Raw genomic sequence first — 20,491 nt, forward strand, 5'->3', positions numbered from 1 at the left:
GTAATCGGCATCCCAGAGCGATTCTTGAATACATTCCGACCACCGGCGTGGCCACTATTAAGCCTTCATTCAACAGTCACAAAACTGTCAAAATACCTTGCGATGATGCGGCTGTAGCAGCTGGCGAAGCCTGCGTTCGGCTGCGTAGCAGTCGTAAATCCGGTTCACGCGGTTTGCCTGATGTACCGCGTGTTCTGATTTTACGACTGCTTCGCAGCCGAACGCAGGCTTCGCCAGCTGCTACATAGAGCGATTGCGCCCCCATGCGAGCACTAATGAACCACAGCATCGATCAAAGCCATCGCGACCCGGACCTGTTCGGCCTGCTTTACGGTTTCAGTTTTCGTCCAGGCGAACGCGCACGGGAGATTGATTCGGCCAAGGCGTTGCACTGCCTGCAACAACCGGACGACAGCGACGAGTTTCTCTGGCTGCACCTGAACCTGGCGCATGCCGCGTGCGAGCGCTGGATGAAAAGTAATCTGGATTTGCCGGACGAATTTTTCGAAGCCTTGCACGAAGGCTCGCGTTCGACCCGCATCGAGCATGTGGATTCGGCGCTGCTGGCGGTGGTCAACGACGTGGTGTTCAACCTCAGCAGCATGATTTCGTCCGATGTCTCAACGCTGTGGGTCTGCGCCCGCAGTCGGCTGATCATCAGCGCACGCCTGCAACCGCTGCATTCGGTGGACAAGCTGCGTTCGTCGGTGAAGGGTGGTGAATGCTTTCGCTCACCACTGGAATTGCTCGTGCATTTGCTGCGCGACCAGGGCGAAGTGCTGACCCAGATCGTGCGCAAGACCAGCCAGAGTGTCGATCAGATCGAAGACGAGTTGCTGTCCTCGCGACTGTCGACCAACCGTGCGGAACTGGGCGCCAATCGCCGGGTGTTGGTGCGTTTGCAACGGCTGCTGGCGCTGGAGCCAGGCTCGTTGCTGCGCCTGTTGAATCGCCCGCCACAGTGGCTGCAAAAAGACGACGTGAAGGAACTGCGCAAGTCCACCGAGGAGTTTGCGCTGATCATCAACGACCTCACCGCACTGGGTGAGCGGATCAAGCTGTTGCAGGAAGAAATTGCTGCCAACCTCAACGAACAGAGCAACCGCACGCTGTTCACCCTGACCGTGGTCACGGTGCTGGCATTGCCGATCAACATCATCGCCGGTTTCTTTGGCATGAACGTGGGGGGTGTACCGCTTTCAGGGGACCCCGAAGGGTTCTGGATTCTGGTGGCGCTGGTCGTGACGTTTACCGCGATTGCCGGGCGCTGGGCGTTTCGCAAGCGTCAGGATTATTGAGCGAACACACTCCTCTGTAGGAGCGAGCTTGCTCGCGAAAAACCCAAGGGCGTCACTGGGTATCTGGTTTTATGCCTTATCGTTCACGACTTTCGCGAGCAAGCTCGCTCCTACAGAGATGGCGTTGGATTCAGATCAACGGCCCGGCAAAAAACCCTAAACCCTGATCTGACGCAGCCTCTCTGTAACATTCAGCAACGATCATGACCGGCACTCCTCCCCGCTCAGGATTGTCCGTTATGGCTACTCCTACCTTTACCGCCGATCCACAGGCTCCCGCCAGCGGCACCCAACCGCAACTCGACAAAAAACCCGGCCTGCTCACCATCGTGGTGTTTTTTGCGGTGCTGGGTTGCGGGCTGTTGTTCACGGCCTACAGCTTGATGCACGACATGAACGAACTCGGCGCCGTGGTGACCACGTGGACGCCGTTTCTGCTGTTGGGCGTGGCGCTACTGATTGCGTTGGGCTTTGAGTTCGTCAACGGTTTCCATGACACCGCCAACGCGGTGGCCACGGTGATTTACACCAATTCACTGCCGCCGCATTTCGCGGTGGTCTGGTCGGGGTTCTTCAACTTCCTCGGCGTGCTGCTGTCCAGCGGCGCGGTGGCGTTCGGCATCATCGCCCTGTTGCCGGTGGAGCTGATTCTGCAAGTCGGTTCTTCCGCCGGTTTCGCGATGATCTTCGCCCTGCTGATCGCGGCGATCCTGTGGAACCTCGGCACCTGGTGGCTGGGCTTGCCGGCATCGTCGTCGCACACGCTGATTGGTTCGATCATCGGTGTCGGCGTGGCCAACGCCTTGATGCATGGCCGCGACGGCACCAGCGGCGTGGACTGGGCGCAAGCCATCAAGATCGGTTATGCGCTACTGCTGTCGCCGCTGATCGGTTTTGTCTTTGCGGCGCTGTTGCTGCTGGCCCTGCGTGCTTTCGTCAAGAATCGCTCGCTGTACAAGGCACCCAAGGGCGACGCCCCGCCACCGTGGTGGATTCGCGGCCTGTTGATCCTGACCTGCACGGGCGTGTCTTTCGCCCACGGCTCCAACGACGGTCAGAAAGGCATGGGCCTGATCATGCTGATTCTGGTGGGCACCCTGCCCATGGCGTATGCGCTGAACCGCACGATGCCGGCGGATCAAGCCCTGCAGTTCGCGGCGGTGGCCGAAGTCACTCAGCAAGCCCTGGTCAAAAGTGCACCGCTGCCGGCACCGGCCGACCCGCGCCCGGTGCTGTCCGATTACGTGCGCAGCAAGGAAGTGACGCCGCAACTGATCCCTGCCCTCGCCGCGCTGGCCGGCAACATCGGTAACGAAGTGAAAGGCTATGGCTCACTGTCGAAAGTCCCGGCCGAGGCCATGGGTAACGTGCGCAATGACATGTACCTGACCAGCGAAACCATTCGCCTGATGGACAAGAACAAAGTCGGCAACTTCGATGCGGACACCACCGGCAAACTGCAACTGTTCAAACAGCAAATCGACAACGCCACGCGGTTCATTCCCCTGTGGGTAAAAATCGCCGTGGCCATCGCCCTGGGGCTCGGCACCATGGTCGGCTGGAAGCGCATCGTGGTGACGGTCGGCGAAAAAATCGGCAAGACCCACCTGACCTATGCCCAGGGTGCGTCGGCGGAAACCGTGGCCATGCTGACCATCGGCGCCGCTGACATGTTCGGTCTGCCGGTGTCGACCACCCATGTACTGTCTTCGGGGGTGGCCGGGACCATGGTCGCCAACGGTGGCGGGTTACAGATGAAGACCATCCGTAATTTACTGATGGCCTGGGTGCTGACCTTGCCGGCAGCAATTTTGTTGTCGGGCAGTTTGTATTGGTTGTTCACCCAAATATTCTAGCCAGCCTCAACATGTAACCCCTGTAGGAGCGAGCTTGCTCGCGAAGGACTTGAGGGCAACGCGTTTGGTCAGGAAGAACGCGTTATCGTTAACGTCCTTCGCGAGCAAGCTCGCTCCTACAGGGATTTTTTTGGCCTGGAGAAAGCATTTCGTCGCAAATTCAGGGGATTACGTTTTTATTGATCCATCACCCGCCGGATCGCACTTCAGTTTGTTAACGTGTTGCCGATTCTTAAGAGACTCGATGCATTCAGGAGAGGAATCGTGAATCTGTACATCAATCAGCTTCAGCACAAAGCTGACTTCAAAGAAGCCATCTACGCCGGCGACATTTTCCTGAACACTCAGCTACGCGCCGCCAAAGAGCTGTGTGCGTTCGCCCAGGAAAGCATCACCGCCGCTTTCGACGGCGAGACCCGTCACCAGGCGCTGCACACGCTGATGCCGGTGGAAGAATTCGTGGTGCTGGTGACTCGCCTGAAGGGCCAGTTCACCAACAGCCAACGCGCCAAGGACCTGATCCTGTCGTTCATCGACGAGATCGGTGCCGACCCTCGCGAGTACATTTTCGACGTGCCGCGCATTCGCGTGGTGCCGAACTACGAGTACCTGCACGCCGGCGTCAGCTACGCCTACAAACCTCATCGCGACACCTGGTACGGCAGCGTCGATTGCCAGATCAACACCTGGATGCCGGTGCACACCATCAGCCCCGACCAGACCATGATGATCAACGGCGGCTACTTCGACGTACCGGTGAAGAACACCTCCAGCGAATGGAGCCTCAACGACTGGATCAGCAACCAGCGGCATAAAGCCAAGGACAACCTCAAAGAGGAAGTCCGCGTGCACCCGGTGCCGCTGGAAGAGATCAATACCTCATCCGAAGTGCGCATTGCCGGCAATACCGGTGAGATGCTGATTTTCTCCGGTTCGCACCTGCACGGCACGGTGGCCAACCACACCCATCAAACCCGCTTCAGTGTGGACTTCCGCCTGATGCACCTCGACGACCTCAAGCACAAACGCGGCGCCATCAACGTCGACAGCGCGTGCCCGGATGTCGGCGCAGGCTTCAAAGACTATTTCCACGCCCACGACTTTTCTAATTTCCAAGGAATCGAAGCATGACCAAGCGTCGCATTACGCCTGCAGAGGCCCAGTACAACGAAACCCGTGCCAATGTCCTGAAACGGGTCGATGCCGAGTATGTAGCCGACGCACCATTTGTCTTCGCCAACCGCATCGGCGTGACCGCTGCGCTGTCGCGCATGGAGCTGTTCAAGAAAGTCGCCGAAGTACCGGGCGCGATCATCGAGTGCGGCGTGTACAAGGGCAACTCGCTGATGCTCTACATGCACTTGTCGATGATTCTTGAACCGTATGCGATCAACCGTTCGATCGTTGGCTTCGACACCTTCGAAGGTTTCCAGAGCATCGACAAGAACGAAGACCCGGCCGACGTCAACGAGACCATGTTCTCCGACACCGACCAGTCGTTGATCCAGGACATGATCGACGCCAACGACCTGCTGCGCCCGGTCAACCGCATCCCGCGTTGCGAGCTGGTCAAAGGCGACATCGTCAAAACCGTGCCTGAGTGGGTGAAGACCCGTCCGGACCTGGTCGTGGCCATGCTGATCCTCGACACCGACCTGTACGAATCGACCAAGGTCGCGCTGGAAACGTTCCTGCCGTACATGCCAAAAGGCGCGATCGTGGTATTGGACGAAGTCGCCTACCGCAACTTCCCGGGCGAAACCAAAGCCCTGCGCGAAGTGCTCGACCTGAACAAGATCGAGCTGAAGCGCTTGCCGTTCGACTCCTGTGTAGGTTATTTCCACGTTTAACGCATAACCCCTGTGGGAGCGAGCCTGCTCGCGAAGGCGACCGATCAGTCAACATCAATGTTGAATGTGAAATCCTCTTCGCGAGCAAGCCCGCTCCCACAAGATCAAAAGATCGCAGCCTTCGGCAGCTCCTACAGAGGATCGCATTCCAATGTAGGAGCTGCCGCAGGCTGCGATCTTTTTGCTTTACCCTTCGCAAGACTCGCGCATCACAAGCCGCTCACGTACCACGTCATAGACCCAGTGGTAAACGTAGGTATATGGCAGGAAAAACAGCAGCACGCCGATGTCCAGCAGGAACGCTTGCCACAGGCTGATGTTCAGCCACCAGGCAATCAACGGCACACCGACCGCGACCAGGCCGCCCTCAAACAGCAACGCATGGACGACTCGAAGCCAGGCGTTGTGCACGATGTTGAAACGCTCAAGCACGCGGTCGAACAGGCCGTTGAAGACCACGTTCCAGGCCAGCGCCAGGGCCGCGATCACGACGGTGACAACGCCCATCTCGAGCATCGGCTTGTCCATGATCCAGGCGAGCAGCGGCGTACAGATCAGGATGGCCAGCAATTCGAACCCCATGGCCTGGAAAATACGTTCGGTGATGGTTTTGTTGGCGTTCATGAGCAGAACTCCCTGAGTGACTGTGGTTGCCATGATCCGTCCTCACACCGATACTTCCTAACCAATAACCATCGATCAAGGCGATAGTTCATGGCCTCTCAGGAAGTGTTGCAAGCTTTTGTGCAAGCGGCGACTCAAGGCTCGTTCTCCGCAGCGGCACGTAAGCTTGGCCGCAGTCAGTCGACCATCAGCGCAGCGGTCGCCAGCCTGGAGATTGACCTGAACCTGACGCTGTTCGACCGCAGCAGCCGAAAACCCACACTCACCCCGGCCGGGCATGTGATGTTGCAACGGGCCGAAGAGATTCTGGCCGCTACCAGTCGTCTGGAGATGAGCGCCAGCCAACTGTCCCAAGGGGTTGAGGCGAAGCTGACGGTGGCGATTTCCGACACCTATCAGTCCGACCGGTTCGAAGCGGCACTGAGTACCTTCGAACAGCGTTATCCGGATCTGGAACTCGAATGTTTGATCGCGGAATGCGATGACCTGGTGGCGCTGGTGCAACGGGGTCGGGCGCACGTTGCTTTCGCAGAAATGCAGGACAGTTATCCGCCGGACCTGGTCAGTTCGACCGTCGAGGAACGCACGGAAATCGCCTTGTTTGTGTCCCGCGCGCATCCGCTGGCGGCGCTGAGCGGTATCGATCAGGAGGTGCTGCAACACCATCGGGAGCTGCGTCTGGCGACCATCGTCAACCCGTATGAAAACCGCGCGAAGGGGCGCGTCTGGTCGGCGCCGAGTTACTTGATGCTGCTGGAAATGGCCCAGGGCGGGTTTGGCTGGGCGCCGTTGCCGCGCTGGCTGGTGGGACGGTTTGATAGCGGGACGCTGGTGGAACTGGAGGTGCGCGGCTGGCCCAAATCGGTGTTTGTCGATGCGCTGTGGTCGCGCCTGCACCCGCCGGGGCCGGCGGGGAGTTGGTTGTTGAGCAAGATGCTGGAATAGCGGTGTGGCCTTCGCGAGCAAGCCCGCTCCCACATTGGATCTTCATGGCGTCACAGATCCAATGTGGGAGCGGGCTTGCTCGCGAAGGGGCCGGCGAATTCACCTCACTCCAACGCCCTGATCCGCGCCTCGATAAACCGCCGCTGGGGCACCTGCCGGGTCAATTCCAGCGCCCGTTCATACGCTGCCCTCGCCTCCTCGACCCGCCCCAATTGCCGGCAAAACTCCGCCCGCGCCGAATGCGCCAAGTGGTAATCCAGCAACTCCCCGCGCGCCAGAATGCCTTCAACCAGCGTCAACGCCGCTAACGGTCCATCCCGTTTGGAGATCGCCGCCGCGCGGTTCAACTCGATCACGGGCGAAGGCACGGCGGTCAACAACACGTCATACAGGCCCACAATCTGCGGCCAGTCCGTCTCCCCCGCCGAAGGCGCTTCCGCATGCACCGCCGCAATGGCCGCCTGCAGGCAATAAGGCCCGAAACGCCTCGTCGTCAGCGCCTGTTCGACCAGCGCGCAGCCTTCGGTCATCATCCCGGCATCCCACAGCGAACGGTCCTGCTCATCCAGCACAATCAGTTCCCCGCTGGACGAGGTCCGCGCCGGGCGCCGCGACTCGTGCAGCAGCATCAGCGCCAGTAGCCCCATCACCTCCGATTCAGGCAACAATTCCATCAACAATCGGCCGAGCCGAATCGCCTCGCGGGTCAGGTCTTCGCGGGTCAATTGCGCGCCGACGGACGCCGAGTAACCTTCGTTGAACACCAGATAGATCACCCGCAGCACACTGTCGAGGCGTTCTGGTAATTCAGCCAGGGTTGGCACTTGATAAGGGATTTTCGCGTCACGAATCTTGGCTTTGGCCCGCACGATACGCTGAGCGATGGTGGTCGGCGCCGAGAGAAACGCCCGGGCGATTTCTTCTGTGGTCAGGTCGCAGACTTCTCGCAACGTCAATGGCACTTGGGCGTCCGCCGCGAGTGCCGGGTGGCAACAGGTGAAGATCAGTCGCAGGCGATCGTCTTCCACGTCTTCGTCACTCCAGTCAGCCTGCTCGAGCGCCTCCAGTTGAGCGATCAACATCGGCCGGGACGCGGCGAAGCGTGCGCGCCGACGCAACACATCAATGGCCTTGAAGCGTCCGGTGGACACCAGCCAGGCGCGCGGGTTGTCCGGCATGCCGTCACGCTGCCAGCGCTCGATCGCGACGAAAAATGCCTCGTGCAAGGCCTCTTCGGCGAGGTCGAAATCCCCCAGCAAACGGATCAGGGTCGCCAGAACCCGCCGCGAGTCTTCGCGGTAAACCTGCTCGACCCGCGCCCGTACCGACTCGCCAGGCATCAGTCCGGCATGCCTTCGGTCACCAGCGTCACCAGCCGATCGAGGCTCTGCCCCCAGCCCTCGTGAAAGCCCATGGCCTCATGAGCCTTGCGATCCTCTTCGGACCAGTGCATGGCGCGGGCGGTGTAGAGGGTTTTGCCGTTCCGGTCCTCGAGCGTCACTTCGGCGCTCATGAACGGTTTACCCGACGGAATCCAGCCCGGGATGAAGGCATCGGTGAACACCAGCCGCTCAGGCGCGACGATCTCGAGGAACACGCCCATGGTCGGGTATTCAGCGCCGTCCGGGGCGCGCATCAGGGTTCGAAACTGGCCACCGACCCAAAGATCCATTTCGCACTCGGGGGTGGTCATCCCGTGAGGCCCCCACCACTGCACCAGCAAGGCCGGCTCGGTCCAGGCACGGAAGACTTTGCTGCGGGGTGCGTCGATCAGACGGCTGATGGACAACCCGAATTCGCCAGGCGGTTGTTTAGACGACTGTGGGCTCATGGGTCTCTCCTGTGTTGTGATTTTAATTCAGGGATTCAACTGACGAACGGGACGCACCTCGACACAGCCAACCCGGGCCGCCGGAATATTGCCGGCGACCTGGAGGGCTTCGTTGAGGTCTTTGGCATCGATCAGGTAGAAGCCGGCCAACTGCTCCTTGGTTTCGGCGAACGGTCCGTCGGTGATCGACATTTTGCCGTTGCGCATGCGCACGGTGGTCGCGGTTTGCACCGATTCCAGCGCCTCGGCCGCAACCATCCGGCCGCTGCCCTGGATTGACTCGGCATAGGCCATGCACTCGGCGTCCTTGGGACTTTCAGGCGAGGCGTGCAATTCGCGCTCGTTGCTGTAGACCAGGCATAAATATTTCATAGGGCTCTCCCTAATCGAACTGATCAACTATGGCTGCAGATAGGTGCTTTCGCGACATTCCCGACGAATCAACCCGACAGTCAGGGTTTCAGGTCGAACAAGGCCGTGCCGCTCACCATGTCGAACGGAGCCGACCAGTGTTCGTGGACGATGCGCCATTGCCCGGCAACGTTCCGATAGCAGGCCGTCACACGCATCCAGCAGGCCTGGGTTTCACCTTTGTCGTTGGTGCCGCCGCAATGGGCCAGCCAGTGAGCGAAGGCGATGTCCTGCGACGGCACGATGCTCATTTCGTGGAACTCGAAAATATGCGGGCCCGGGCACATCGTCATGCATTCTTCCCAGTGCGCGCGATAGGCCGTCTTGCCCTTGAATTGCAGAGCCTTGACGGCGTCGAAGGAGACGATGTCGGACGCGTACAGCGCCATGACTTTTTCCACATCCTTGGCGATGACAGCTTGGCGATAGGTTTCAATCAGGGTCTGGATTTCGGTTTGAGCGGTGAGCGCATTCATGACGATTCTCCGAGAGGTTTATCGTGAAGACACCCTTAGTCGTCTGGCGAAAAGCCAAATCGACAGCCGAAATAAAAAAACCATGAACACAAACTCGTTAGAATCCGTGGCTCATCTCTGTTGGAAAAAGGACACTCCAGTGACAGCCCGACTCGTGCCTTACGAAAGCCTGAACGCGCTCCAGCGCCAGCAGGTCGAGGCCATTGAAGTTCACAAAGAACAAATCAAATTCTCCGGCGACATCCACGGGGCGTTGCACACCTTGCTGTCCAAGCCGGGCCCCGGCGTCAAAGGATTTGCCCTGCTGGCCGAAGAAGTCCCCGTCGCCTTCCTGCTGCTCAAACGCCCACCGGTATTACCGGCCTGGGCCGATGAACACAGCGCCACCTTGCATGCGCTGCAAGTCGATCACCGGGCCCAGGGCAAAGGGTATGGCAAGGCCTGCCTGCAAGCCTTGCCCGAGGTGGCGCGTCAGGCGTTTCCGGAAATAAAAGCGCTGGAGTTGTCGGTGGATGCGGACAATGCAGCCGCCATCGCGCTCTACGTAAAATTCGGCTGGGCAGACAGCGGCGAGGCCTACAAGGGCCGGATAGGCTATGAACGGCGGATGGGGCTGGTTTTCTGAAGATCAACTGAAACAACCATAAACCCCTGTAGGAGCGAGCTTGCTCGCGATGGACTTGAGAACAACGCGTTTATTCAGGAAGAACGCGTTATCGTTAACGTCCATCGCGAGCAAGCTCGCTCCTACAGGGGGTTGTGTTTACAGGTTCAAAATCATCTCATGCCACGCCATGCCGCCATGGTCAGACGCTGAAGGCTTGATGTAGGCAAACCCAAAACCGGCATAGAGCGGAATATGCCGTTCCTTGCACATCAGGTTGATGCTGGTTTTGTTCAACGCGCGCATCCGCTCGATGAATTCGCCCATCAAGCGTTTCGCCAAACCCTGCCCCTGATAGTCCGGATGCACCACCACCGACATGATCACCACATGCGGGCCCTTCGGGTCGTGGCCAATCAGCTCCTTGAACGCCTCGTCCGACATTTCCACCTGAAACGCCGCACCCGAGTTGATGAAACCGGCTACCACGCCGTCGACTTCGGCGACGATAAAGCCCTCGGGCCAGGTGGCAATGCGCGTGGCGATTTTCTCGCGGGTGGCGGCTTCGTCGCCTTCGTAGGCGACGGTTTCGATGGCGTAGCAACGGTCCAGATCAGCAGGCGTGACGTGACGGATGACGGTGTTCATGGCAGCTCGGAATCAGCGATAAAAAGGCTGGCGATCATAAATTATTGCGCCTTGATCGGCAGCCAGATTTCCAGCACACCGGTGTTGAGCTTCGGGTTGAAGTCCTCGCTGTAGCGTTCGAACTCCGGTGCGTCTGCCGCTTGGCGTCCGGACTGCGGCAGCCAGGTTTTCCAGATGTATTGAAAGGTTTGGGGCAAGGTGTCCAGCGCGCCCTGGTGTTCGAACACCGCGTACTGCTGAGGCTGAACCTCGACCCAGCGGTATTTGTCGGGCAGGTCGTCGAGCTTGCTGATTTCGACGCCGGCGATGTATTCGAAGCCGCCCTTGCCATCCGGATTGCAGCAGATGCCGTAGGTGACTTCGCTTTTTTGACCGGGAATTTTGCCAATCTCGGGAATGAATTTATCCCAGAGCTTGGGGATACCTTCCGTTGTAGCCGTGGTAAATCGTCCGCCAAACCCTGCAATGAGCAGGAAGTGCCCGTGTTCGAAGCGTGGCCCAGTCGGTTCGACGCCTGTTTGCTCATCCATGACTGACTCCTGGATCAAAAAAGTGGGTTCGGCTGGGAGTATAGAAGCCAAACCCGATTCGCCCAGTTACAGTGCGTGCAATTGCTCGACGGCGCCCGCACCGACAAACTCGTTGTAACCCGATAGGATCACGTAGACCGCGAAATAGCAGAAGATCGCCGCCGATGTCATGTACGAGTAACGCAACAGTTTATCGCCCAACAACTTGCCGCCGTGGCTCGCCGCCAAGCACAACCCCACACACCAAAGCAGTCCGGCGCAGAAGAACCCGCTCAAGAACAACGCCGAGCTGAGCGCCCCTGCCCCGCCTGAACGCGCGATCAGTGTGCCGCCCACCGCCGCGAACCAGAGAATGGCGCTCGGTGAAGACATGGCCAGGAAGATCCCGCGAAAAAATTCCTTGCGGTGCGAGTTCTGCCCCACTTCCTCGGCCTGCGCCAGCACCGCTTCGTGGTGAATCGCGGAATAGATCATCTTCGCCGCGAAATACACCAGCAGCGCCGAACCACCGATCCACAGCACCCAGCGGACGGTTTCGTACTGCAGCAAAACGGTCATGCCGGCCAGCGCCAGCACCGCGTAAATCAGGTCGCCGACACACGTCCCCAAACCCAGCGCAAAGCCTTGAAAATAGCCGCGCTGCATCGCCAGCGTTATCATCGCGATATTGGCCACGCCGATGTCCAGGCACAGCGAAAGGCTCAGCAAGAAGCCACTGGTGAATTCCATCAACCCGTTTCCTTCGGACAAATTTGTTTACATAGTCACTGGACAGTGTGCCATACCAGCCCTTATCTTCCGCAACAGGCCACCGCAGTGGCCAGCGTCGCTCGGACGGTTCCGGGCGCTCACGTTACCCGAGGCAACAATGGCTAACCCAGGTTCGCCGCGCCGCTTTGCGCGCATAGATCGACTCCCCCCTTACGTTTTCAACATCACTGCCGAGCTGAAGATGGCCGCCCGTCGTCGTGGCGAAGACATCATCGACTTCAGCATGGGCAACCCCGACGGCCCGACACCGCCACACATCGTTGAAAAACTGGTCACCGTTGCACAACGCGAAGACACCCACGGCTACTCGACGTCCAAGGGTATTCCGCGTCTGCGTCGGGCGATTTCCAACTGGTACAAGGATCGCTACGAGGTCGACATCGACCCGGAAACCGAAGCCATTGTCACCATCGGCTCCAAGGAGGGCCTGGCGCATTTGATGCTGGCCACCCTCGATCAGGGCGACACGGTCCTGGTGCCGAACCCAAGCTACCCGATTCACATCTACGGTGCCGTAATTGCAGGCGCCCAGGTGCGTTCGGTGCCGCTGATTCCGGGCGTGGACTTCTTCGCCGAGCTGGAAAGCGCCATTCGCGGTTCGATCCCGAAACCGAAAATGATGATCCTCGGTTTCCCCTCCAATCCCACCGCGCAGTGCGTGGAGCTGGACTTCTTCGAGCGCGTGATCGCCCTCGCCAAGCAGTACGACGTGTTGGTAGTGCACGATCTGGCCTACGCCGACATCGTCTATGACGGCTGGAAAGCCCCGTCGATCATGCAAGTACCCGGCGCCAAGGACATCGCGGTGGAGTTTTTCACTCTATCCAAGAGCTACAACATGGCGGGCTGGCGCATCGGCTTCATGGTCGGCAACGCCGAACTGGTCAATGCCCTGGCGCGGATCAAGAGCTACCACGACTACGGCACGTTCACCCCGCTGCAGGTCGCGGCCATTGCGGCGCTGGAAGGCGATCAACAGTGCGTCAAAGACATCGCCGAACAGTATCGCCAGCGTCGCAACGTGCTGGTCAAAGGCCTGCATGAACTGGGCTGGATGGTCGAAAACCCGAAAGCGTCGATGTACGTCTGGGCCAAGATTCCCGAGGCGTATGCGCATCTGGGCTCGCTGGAGTTCGCCAAGAAACTGCTGGCAGAGGCCAAGGTCTGCGTCTCGCCGGGCGTGGGTTTCGGGGAATATGGGGATGATCACGTGCGCTTCGCGCTGATCGAAAACCAGGACCGGATTCGTCAGGCCGTGCGCGGGATACGCGCGATGTTCCGGGCGGATGGGCTGGTCAGCAAAACCAACGCCTGACATCTAACACCTAACACCTAACACCTAACACCTAACACCTAACACCTAACACCTAACACCTAACACCTAACACCTAACACCTAACACCTAACACCTAACACTGTAGGAGCTGTCGAGTGAAACGAGGCTGCGATCTTTTGATCTTGATCTTGATCTGAAAAAACAAGATCAAAAGATCGCAGCCTCGTTTCACTCGACAGCTCCTACAGGGACAGGGACAGGGGCAGGGATTTCGATTCTTCACCCACAAAAAAACCGCATCGCTGCGGTTTTTTTGTGTTTGGCGTTTGTGTCAGACGAACATCGACAACAGCATGATAAAGCCCAGCGCCACGATGGACAGGATGGTTTCCATCGCCGTCCAGGTCTTGAAGGTTTCCGCAACGGTCATGTTGAAGTACTGCTTCACCAGCCAGAAACCCGCGTCGTTGACGTGAGACAGGATCAACGAACCGGCACCGGTCGCCAGTACCAGCAGCTCACGGTTCACACCCGGAATCATTCCCACTACCGGCACCACAATGCCCGCGCCCGTAATGGTCGCCACGGTCGCCGAACCGGTGGCCACGCGAATCACTGCTGCCACCAGCCAGGCCAGCAGGATCGGCGAGATCTGTGCGTTCACCGCCATATGCCCGATCACATCACCCACACCGCTGGTCACCAGCATCTGCTTGAAACCACCACCGGCACCGATGATCAGAATGATCGCGGCGGTCGGCGCAAGGCTCGCATCGAGCAATTTCAGAATGCGTTTGGAGTCGATGCCCTGACGGTGGCCGAAGGTGTACAGCGACAGCAGCAAGGCCAGCAACAGCGCCGAGATCGGGTGACCGACCAGGTCCATGAAGGTGCGCAAGAAATTGCCATCCGGCAACGCCACGTCAGCAAAGGTCTTGAGCAACATCAGGAACACCGGCAGCAACACGGTGACCAAGGTGATGCCGAAGCTCGGCAGCTCTGCCGCCTCAGGCTCGCGAGCCAGTTGATCCACCAGTTCCTGATTAGGATGGCCAGGGATGTATTTGGAAATGAATGTGCCGTAGATCGGGCCGGCGATGATGGCGGTTGGCAGCGCAACGATCAGGCCGTAGAGAATGGTTTTACCGATGTCGGCGCCGAACACGCCAATGGCCAGCAACGGCCCCGGGTGCGGCGGCACCAGACCGTGCACGGCGGACAGACCGGCCAGTAATGGGATGCCGATTTTGATGATCGACACGCCGGTACGACGGGCGACGATGAACACCAGCGGAATCAGCAGCACGAAACCGATTTCGAAGAACAGCGGAATGCCGACCAGGAAGGCGGCAAACATCATGGCCCACTGCACCTTGTCCTTGCCGAATGCACGAATCAGGGTCTGGGCAATTTGATCCGCCCCGCCGGACTCGGCCATCATTTTGCCGAGCATCGTCCCCAGCGCCAGGATGATCCCGACGAAACCAAGCACGCCACCGAAACCGTCCTGGAACGCTTTGATGATGGTGCCGATCGGCATGCCGGACGTCAGCCCGAGAAACGCGGCGGCAATAATCAGAGCAATGAATGGATGCAGCTTGAATTGGGTGATCAGGACGATAAGCCCGATCACCGTGACCACTGCATCGAGCAGCAGGAACGTCTCGTGGGACATGCCAAACATTAGGGGTGTCTCCTGGTTGTTGTTGTTATTAAAGCGGGTAATTCGCGCGCCAACAGGACAGCGCTATCTCTGCGAGCAAAACTCATACGGCGCGCTTCAAGCCATGTTCCAGCCACCAGTGGTGCGCCTGAACGGCCAATTCGTCGACGCTGTGGTTCGACGCATCGAGGGCCAGGGTCAGGGGCTCGCCCACAGGGGATTCGAGGGTCGCGAACTGGCTGGCGATCAAGGTCGATGGCATGAAGTGGCCAGGACGATGGGACACTCGGTCGGCGGCGACTTCAGGGGTCAGCTCAAGGAAAACGAAGCCCAGGCCCGGCAAGGCGCTGCGCAGCACTTCGCGGTAACTGTGTTTGAGGGCCGAGCAGGTCAGTACCGGACGCTGGCCTTGGGCATCGATACGGCGCAGTTCATCGCACAGGCTGAGGAGCCAGCCGGCACGGTCGTCGTCGTTCAGGGGGATACCCGCGCTCATTTTTTCGATATTGGCGGCAGGGTGGAAAGTGTCGCCTTCAATGGCCGTTGCGCCGCTGAGTTGGCACAAGGCCTCGCTGACGCACGTCTTGCCGCAACCGGCAACGCCCATGATGACCAGGGCGGTGATGGGATGATTCATGTAACACCTCAGCGCGCAGACAGCGCTACCTTTGCCAGTTATGACACTAGACCAAAAGTAGAAGTTGCCGACGCCTTCTTGTCATTTTTGTGGGTTGCAGCATGTTCGTTCCCAACGCCAAAAAGCGAGGTTCAGGCAAACCCCGCTCACGCATTTGCAGCTGCATCGAGACAGCGCTACCTTAGTGCCTCGAATTTTGTTTGGCAAGCCGTCCGATGATCTCCCCTAAAAACGATAAAAATACGCGCACCACTGGCCGCCCTACCCTCAACGAAGTAGCACGCCTGGCCGGTGTCAGCCCGATCACCGCCTCCCGCGCCTTGCGCGGCGTCAGCACCGTGGCCACCGAACTGGTGGAAAAAGTCCAGAAAGCCGCCCTCGAACTCAACTATGTGGTCAACCCCGCCGCCCGTGCGCTAGCCTCGGCGCAGAGCCATTCGGTGGTGGTGCTGGTGCCTTCGCTATCCAACCTGTTGTTCATCGACACGCTGGAAGCCATTCACCAGGTGTTGCGCCCCAAGGGTTTCGAAGTGCTGATCGGCAACTTCCACTACTCGCGCGATGAAGAAGAAAACCTGCTGCGCAACTACATGGCCTATCAGCCCCGTGGCTTGCTACTGACCGGGTTTGATCGCACCGAAAGTTCGCGACGGATGATCGAGGCAAGCAACATTCCTTGCGTGTACATGATGGAACTGGACAGTGCGGCAGGCCTCAATTGTGTGGGTTTCTCACAGCTCGCGGCCGGTGAAACAGCGGCGGAGCATTTACTGTCGCGCGGTCGCAAGCGTCTGGCCTATATCGGCGCGCAACTGGATCAACGCACGTTGCTGCGGGGCGAAGGTTTTCGCAAAGCCCTGCAAAAGGCCGGTTTGTATGACCCGGATCTGGAAGTGCTGACACCGCGCGCTTCCTCCGTCGGTTTGGGCGGCGAATTATTTCTGCAGCTGATCGCCAGTCATCCGGATGTCGATGCGATCTTCTTCGGTAACGACGACCTGGCGCAGGGCGCGCTGCTTGAGGCGATGCGCTGCGGGATCAAGATCCCGGAACAAGTGGCGATCCTTGGCTTCAACGACCTGCCGGCCTCCGCCCACATGGTCCCGCGCCTGAGCAGCATCAGCACCCCACGCGAGGCAATTGGCCGCCGTGCGGCCGAGCAAATGCTGACCTTGATGGCGGGCAACACCGTGGCGAAACCGGTGCAGGACATGGGGTTTGAGTTGAAGGTGCGCGAGAGCACCTGATGTGGCGAGAGGGGGGGGCGAAACACGCTCTTTGTAGCAGCTGGCGAAGCCTGCGTCCGGCTGTGTGTCGGAGCGAGCTTGCTCGCGATGGTCGTTCAGCCACAGAAAATGTGTCGGATGTTCCAACTTCGCGAGCAAGCTCGCTCCTACACACAGTCGAACGCAGGCTTCGCCAGCTGCTACAGGTCACGTTACGGTTTGCACTCTCACCACAGACTCAGCGTTTAGTCCTGCGGATCCAGGTTATCCAGCACCCGGTTTACCGCCAGCTCGGCCAGCATGATGATTTGTGAAATCGCCAGTGCCGTATTGCGATGAGGACCTTCCAGAAAGGTTGCAAGTCATTGGTCATGACACTCGCCGAGGCTAACGATTCGCAGGCGTGCGCCAGCAGCGTTTCGTTATTGATATCAGGTGAGATGAAGAACATTGGGCTGGGTGTGCGCGGGGGGTTGGGCGTGGGTTTGAACATGGTGATGCTCCTAGAGTGATGGAGCTGCCACAGTTCGCTGCTAGACGAAAACAAGGTGGCAGCGGTGCGCGGGAAACCTGCTGAAACTGCTTTCCTTCAGACCCTTCCTACACAGCAGTACGACTCCAAACGCCACGTCGTGGGTTTTCAACTAATCTTGATGGTGTTCCTCATCCCGCAGATGAACACCAGCCTGGTGCAAGCCTTCCTGCTGGACTTGGCACCCCTCCTGAAATCACTGTTAGAGTCCTGAAGCGTCGAATCGCTGAAGGAGTAGCCAAATGGAACACGCACTAAAAATTCTGGGTAAAGCTTCGTCCATCAACGTCCGAAAAGTCCTGTGGACTTGCGAGGAATTGGGCGCTTCCTATGAGCGCGAGGATTGGGGCAGCGGTTTCACCTCGACTCACATTCCGGAGTTTCTGAGGCTCAACCCCAACGCGCAGGTACCGGTGATCATCGACGAAGCCGGTGTGCTGTGGGAATCCAACACCATCTGCCGCTACCTGGCCGGCAAACACCAAAACACCGAATTGTTGCCGCACGAACCGGCGGCGCGTGCGCGGGTGGAACAGTGGATGGATTGGCAAGCCACCGAACTCAACCCTTCCTGGAGCTATGCATTTACGGCGCTGGTGCGCAAAGACCCGGAATTCCAGGATGCGCATCGCATTGCGGTCGGCATCCGCGGCTGGAACCAGAAAATGGCCATCCTCGAGCATCAACTCGCAGCCACCAAAGCCTATGTCACCGGGCCACACTTCACGCTGGCCGACATTGTCATCGGGCTCTCCGTCAACCGTTGGCTGATGACTCCCATGGAACGACCCGACTACTCGGCCATCGATGAATATTTCCAACGGTTGGCCCAACGCCCGGGTTTCCTGAAACACGGCTGTAACGGCCTGCCTTGAGCGGCACCGCGCTACAAAACAACAAAATTTGAACGCTCATTGCAATAACCTGGCGAATCTCGAGGCAAACGCGCCGAGATTCGCACGCATTGATTTCCGATAGCAGGCTAAGCTTCCTCTTCAACAAGAATTGGATCCGCTCATGCCTGCCCTGTCCCCCATCACCGCTCAAACCGATGGCATCGACCCTGTTCGTGCCGCGCAGATCTCCGCCCGCATTGACCGACTTCCCGCTGTTTCAACTATTTGGCGGTTGGTGGCACTGCTGTCGATCGGTGGTTTTTTCGAGCTCTATGACCTGTTCCAGACCGCCTACATCAGCCCGGGCCTGATCCGCGACGGCATCTTCGCCACCGGTAGCCAAGGCGTGTTCGGCTTCTCCGACCAGGCTGCCTTCGCCTCGGCAACGTTTCTTGGGTTGTTCCTCGGCGCGAGTGTCTTGAGCCCGCTGGCTGATCGTTTCGGCCGGCGCGCGATCTTCACGTTTGCGCTGGTGTGGTACACGATCGCGACCGTGGCGATGGGCGTTCAGAGTTCAGCGCTGGGCATCATCTGCATGCGTTTTCTGGTGGGCATCGGGTTGGGCATCGAACTGGTGACCATCGACGCCTACCTCTCGGAACTGGTGCCCAAACGCATGCGCAGTTCGGCGTTTGCCTTTGCGTTTTTTGTGCAGTTTTTGTCCGTGCCGGCGGTGGCGCTGATGTCGTGGTGGCTGGTGCCGCAAGCGCCGTTCGGGGTGTCCGGTTGGCGCTGGGTGGTGTTGGCTAGCGCGGTGTTTGCGTTGTTCATTTGGTGGTTGCGCAAGCGATTGCCGGAGTCACCGCGCTGGCTGGCCCAGCATGGACGGTTTGAGGAGGCCAGCAAGATTCTCGATGGCATTGAAGCCCGCTGCGTGAAGGATCAGGGCAAGCCGCTGGATCAACCGGAACTGGCAGCGGTGGATATTCAGGGCACGGGCCGTTTCGCCGATATCTGGCAGCCGCCCTATCGTCGTCGGGCCTTGATGCTGATTGTGTTTCACGTGTTCCAGGCCATCGGTTTCTTTGGTTTCGGCAACTGGCTGCCGGCGCTGCTCTCTGGCCAGGGCGTGAGCGTGACTCATAGCCTGATGTACGCGTTCATCATCACCCTCGCCTACCCGCTCGGGCCGCTGCTGTTCGTGAAGTTCGCCAACCGCTTCGAGAACAAATGGCAAATTGTCGGCTCGGCATTGGGCGCCATGACTTTCGGCACACTGTTCGCGTTACAGACCAGCGCGTTCGGCCTGATCTTCTGCGGGGTGATGATCACCTTCTGCAATGCCTGGCTGAGCTTCAGCTATCACTCCTACCAAAGTGAATTGTTCCCCACCAACATCCGTGCACGGGCGGTGGGGTTCTGCTATTCCTTCAGCCGATTATCGACGGTGTTCAGCAGTTTGCTGATCGGGATTTTTCTCGAACACTTTGGTACGCCGGGAGTGTTGGCGTTTATTGTCAGCAGCATGCTGATCGTGATGTTGACCATCGGTGGGTTCGGTCCACGCACCCGCAACCTGGCGCTGGAAAATATTGCGCACCGTTGACGACAGTGCGGTCGACCACTGCCGCCAAGCGGCAAGCGTTGACCGCCTGCATCGTCACTCCCCGTTTGCGCCCTTTGAAAACATTGGGCGATAGCGACGGCACGGTAATTGCTCTTGCAGTGCGGACAGCAATTACCTACAGGTCTATTCATCATGTTGGTCAATGCAAAACAAACACCCGTCGTTCAGCCACCGCAAACTACAGCCACGGACCCAACCACGGCTGCGGCTGCGGCCAATGCGTTTTACAGCAGCTTGATCCAGAGCGCGCAAAACAATGCGGTTGTGCAAACGGTGCAGGACAGCGCCAACGTCCAGGCCTCCGACCTGACGTCCGCCACCCAGCAAGCCACCGCGGCCAACACCATCAGCGACAACGTCAATGAGGCATTCGCAAAAACCCGCGTGGCGCTGCAAGCGGCAGGGACCTCTAATGTGCCAACGTCCGGCGATAGCACGGCCATGACCGACTTCAAGGACTACATGAGCCAATCGCCCGAGCAGAGCTTGCACGACAGCATTCTCAACGAATTGGGGCTGACGGAAGCCGATGTGAAAGCGATGCCGGCGGCACAACAGCAGGCCATCGGCAAAGAGATGGCCCAGCGCATGGAAGACAAGTTGAAGCTGGCGAACACCGGGAACGCTGACAGCAGCAGCGGCAGCAGCGGCCAGGTTGTGGACAAGTTCCTCGCCTCGCTTTAACCACGCCCTGTAGGAGCGAGCTCGCTCGCGATGAACGTTAACGATAACGCGTTCTTCCTGAATAAACGCGTTGCTGTCACGTCCTTCGCGAGCGAGCTCGCTCCTACAGTGAATGCGTCCAGCATGAATCAGTTCTAAACATTCAAGCGAGGACGGTAGAACAGGC

The 20,491-nt window shown here is 58.9% G+C and carries 21 protein-coding genes and 2 pseudogenes; 12 read left to right on the forward strand and 11 right to left on the reverse strand.

Translation table 11 applies throughout. From position 1 onward, the window contains the following. The first annotated feature begins 275 nt into the window (after positions 1–275). The 4 genes from AC1MDT_RS15660 to AC1MDT_RS15675 all read left to right on the forward strand — a co-directional run bounded on the left by AC1MDT_RS15660 (position 276) and on the right by AC1MDT_RS15675 (position 5,004). Positions 276–1,298: a transporter gene (locus tag AC1MDT_RS15660; RefSeq protein WP_480418008.1), complete on the forward strand. Its 1,023-nt coding sequence runs from the start codon at positions 276–278 to the stop codon at positions 1,296–1,298. 239 nt (positions 1,299–1,537) lie between these two features. Continuing rightward, positions 1,538–3,154 (forward strand): inorganic phosphate transporter, encoded by a 1,617-nt coding sequence (locus AC1MDT_RS15665; protein WP_480418009.1) that lies wholly within the window; start codon positions 1,538–1,540, stop codon positions 3,152–3,154. Positions 3,155–3,418: 264 nt separating this feature from the next. Further along, positions 3,419–4,285, forward strand: coding sequence for a 2OG-Fe(II) oxygenase family protein (locus AC1MDT_RS15670; RefSeq protein WP_480418010.1), 867 nt, complete (start codon positions 3,419–3,421; stop codon positions 4,283–4,285). Continuing rightward, positions 4,282–5,004, forward strand: coding sequence for a TylF/MycF/NovP-related O-methyltransferase (locus tag AC1MDT_RS15675; protein ID WP_046049529.1), 723 nt, complete (start codon positions 4,282–4,284; stop codon positions 5,002–5,004). Before AC1MDT_RS15670 ends, AC1MDT_RS15675 begins: the two co-directional genes overlap by 4 nt. Positions 5,005–5,190: 186 nt before the next feature. Here the strand turns inward: AC1MDT_RS15675 and AC1MDT_RS15680 are convergent, their stop codons facing one another. Continuing rightward, positions 5,191–5,628: a multidrug/biocide efflux PACE transporter gene (locus tag AC1MDT_RS15680; RefSeq protein ID WP_201120133.1), complete on the reverse strand. Its 438-nt coding sequence runs from the start codon at positions 5,626–5,628 to the stop codon at positions 5,191–5,193. A 90-nt stretch (positions 5,629–5,718) separates the two neighbouring features. On the opposite strand from AC1MDT_RS15680, the gene AC1MDT_RS15685 reads away from it, so the two are divergent. Further along, the gene (locus tag AC1MDT_RS15685; protein ID WP_201120134.1) at positions 5,719–6,573 is read left to right on the forward strand and encodes a LysR family transcriptional regulator; all 855 of its coding nucleotides are present in this window, start codon (positions 5,719–5,721) and stop codon (positions 6,571–6,573) included. A gap of 104 nt (positions 6,574–6,677) precedes the next feature. Here AC1MDT_RS15685 and AC1MDT_RS15690 read toward each other — a convergent pair whose 3' ends face one another. The 4 genes from AC1MDT_RS15690 to AC1MDT_RS15705 form a co-directional block, all read right to left on the reverse strand. Then, on the reverse strand, positions 6,678–7,913 hold the full coding sequence (locus AC1MDT_RS15690; RefSeq protein ID WP_480418011.1) for an RNA polymerase sigma factor: 1,236 nt from the start codon (positions 7,911–7,913) through the stop codon (positions 6,678–6,680). After that, positions 7,913–8,404, reverse strand: a complete 492-nt coding sequence (locus AC1MDT_RS15695) for an SRPBCC family protein (RefSeq protein WP_201120136.1) — start codon at positions 8,402–8,404, stop codon at positions 7,913–7,915. Before AC1MDT_RS15695 ends, AC1MDT_RS15690 begins: the two co-directional genes overlap by 1 nt. Positions 8,405–8,431: 27 nt before the next feature. Further along, entirely contained in the window at positions 8,432–8,776 is a 345-nt protein-coding gene (locus AC1MDT_RS15700) for a YciI family protein (RefSeq protein WP_201120137.1), read from the reverse strand. A gap of 80 nt (positions 8,777–8,856) precedes the next feature. Then, complete coding sequence (locus tag AC1MDT_RS15705; protein ID WP_480418012.1) at positions 8,857–9,291, reverse strand: YybH family protein; 435 nt, start codon at positions 9,289–9,291, stop codon at positions 8,857–8,859. Positions 9,292–9,430: 139 nt separating this feature from the next. On the opposite strand from AC1MDT_RS15705, the gene AC1MDT_RS15710 reads away from it, so the two are divergent. Further along, the gene (locus tag AC1MDT_RS15710; RefSeq protein WP_480418013.1) at positions 9,431–9,916 is read left to right on the forward strand and encodes a GNAT family N-acetyltransferase; all 486 of its coding nucleotides are present in this window, start codon (positions 9,431–9,433) and stop codon (positions 9,914–9,916) included. A 138-nt stretch (positions 9,917–10,054) separates the two neighbouring features. Here AC1MDT_RS15710 and AC1MDT_RS15715 read toward each other — a convergent pair whose 3' ends face one another. The 3 genes from AC1MDT_RS15715 to AC1MDT_RS15725 all read right to left on the reverse strand — a co-directional run bounded on the left by AC1MDT_RS15715 (position 10,055) and on the right by AC1MDT_RS15725 (position 11,802). Then, entirely contained in the window at positions 10,055–10,543 is a 489-nt protein-coding gene (locus AC1MDT_RS15715) for a GNAT family N-acetyltransferase (RefSeq protein ID WP_201120140.1), read from the reverse strand. A gap of 41 nt (positions 10,544–10,584) precedes the next feature. Further along, complete coding sequence (locus tag AC1MDT_RS15720; protein ID WP_201120141.1) at positions 10,585–11,073, reverse strand: GyrI-like domain-containing protein; 489 nt, start codon at positions 11,071–11,073, stop codon at positions 10,585–10,587. 66 nt (positions 11,074–11,139) lie between these two features. After that, a complete protein-coding gene (locus AC1MDT_RS15725) occupies positions 11,140–11,802 on the reverse strand; it encodes a LysE family translocator (RefSeq protein WP_201120142.1) in 663 nt (220 codons plus the stop codon). Positions 11,803–11,941: 139 nt separating this feature from the next. Here AC1MDT_RS15725 and alaC point away from each other — a divergent pair, with 139 nt between their 5' ends. Continuing rightward, entirely contained in the window at positions 11,942–13,159 is a 1,218-nt protein-coding gene (alaC, locus tag AC1MDT_RS15730) for an alanine transaminase (protein WP_201120143.1), read from the forward strand. Between the two features lie 292 nt (positions 13,160–13,451). On the opposite strand, the gene AC1MDT_RS15735 is transcribed toward alaC, so the two are convergent. Both AC1MDT_RS15735 and AC1MDT_RS15740 read right to left on the reverse strand, forming a co-directional pair. Further along, positions 13,452–14,804, reverse strand: a complete 1,353-nt coding sequence (locus AC1MDT_RS15735; protein WP_480418014.1) for a GntP family permease — start codon at positions 14,802–14,804, stop codon at positions 13,452–13,454. Between the two features lie 82 nt (positions 14,805–14,886). Then, positions 14,887–15,420, reverse strand: a complete 534-nt coding sequence (locus tag AC1MDT_RS15740) for a gluconokinase (RefSeq protein ID WP_480418015.1) — start codon at positions 15,418–15,420, stop codon at positions 14,887–14,889. 215 nt (positions 15,421–15,635) lie between these two features. On the opposite strand from AC1MDT_RS15740, the gene gntR reads away from it, so the two are divergent. Then, positions 15,636–16,667: an HTH-type transcriptional regulator GntR gene (gene gntR / locus AC1MDT_RS15745; protein ID WP_480418016.1), complete on the forward strand. Its 1,032-nt coding sequence runs from the start codon at positions 15,636–15,638 to the stop codon at positions 16,665–16,667. Between the two features lie 224 nt (positions 16,668–16,891). Here gntR and AC1MDT_RS15750 read toward each other — a convergent pair. After that, positions 16,892–17,139: pseudogene (locus AC1MDT_RS15750) on the reverse strand (DUF6124 family protein). A gap of 133 nt (positions 17,140–17,272) precedes the next feature. Between AC1MDT_RS15750 and AC1MDT_RS15755 the strand changes: the two are divergent. From AC1MDT_RS15755 to AC1MDT_RS15770, 4 genes and pseudogenes are all read left to right on the forward strand, one after another. Next, positions 17,273–17,371: pseudogene (locus AC1MDT_RS15755) on the forward strand (PACE efflux transporter); the annotation flags it as partial. A 49-nt stretch (positions 17,372–17,420) separates the two neighbouring features. After that, positions 17,421–18,053, forward strand: coding sequence for a glutathione S-transferase family protein (locus AC1MDT_RS15760; RefSeq protein ID WP_480418017.1), 633 nt, complete (start codon positions 17,421–17,423; stop codon positions 18,051–18,053). A 142-nt stretch (positions 18,054–18,195) separates the two neighbouring features. After that, the gene (locus AC1MDT_RS15765) at positions 18,196–19,620 is read left to right on the forward strand and encodes an MFS transporter (RefSeq protein WP_480418018.1); all 1,425 of its coding nucleotides are present in this window, start codon (positions 18,196–18,198) and stop codon (positions 19,618–19,620) included. 153 nt (positions 19,621–19,773) lie between these two features. Then, positions 19,774–20,325: a hypothetical protein gene (locus AC1MDT_RS15770; protein WP_480418019.1), complete on the forward strand. Its 552-nt coding sequence runs from the start codon at positions 19,774–19,776 to the stop codon at positions 20,323–20,325. Positions 20,326–20,491: the final 166 nt, after the last annotated feature.

It is taken from the genome of Pseudomonas sp. ASL7 (genome assembly GCF_056680375.1).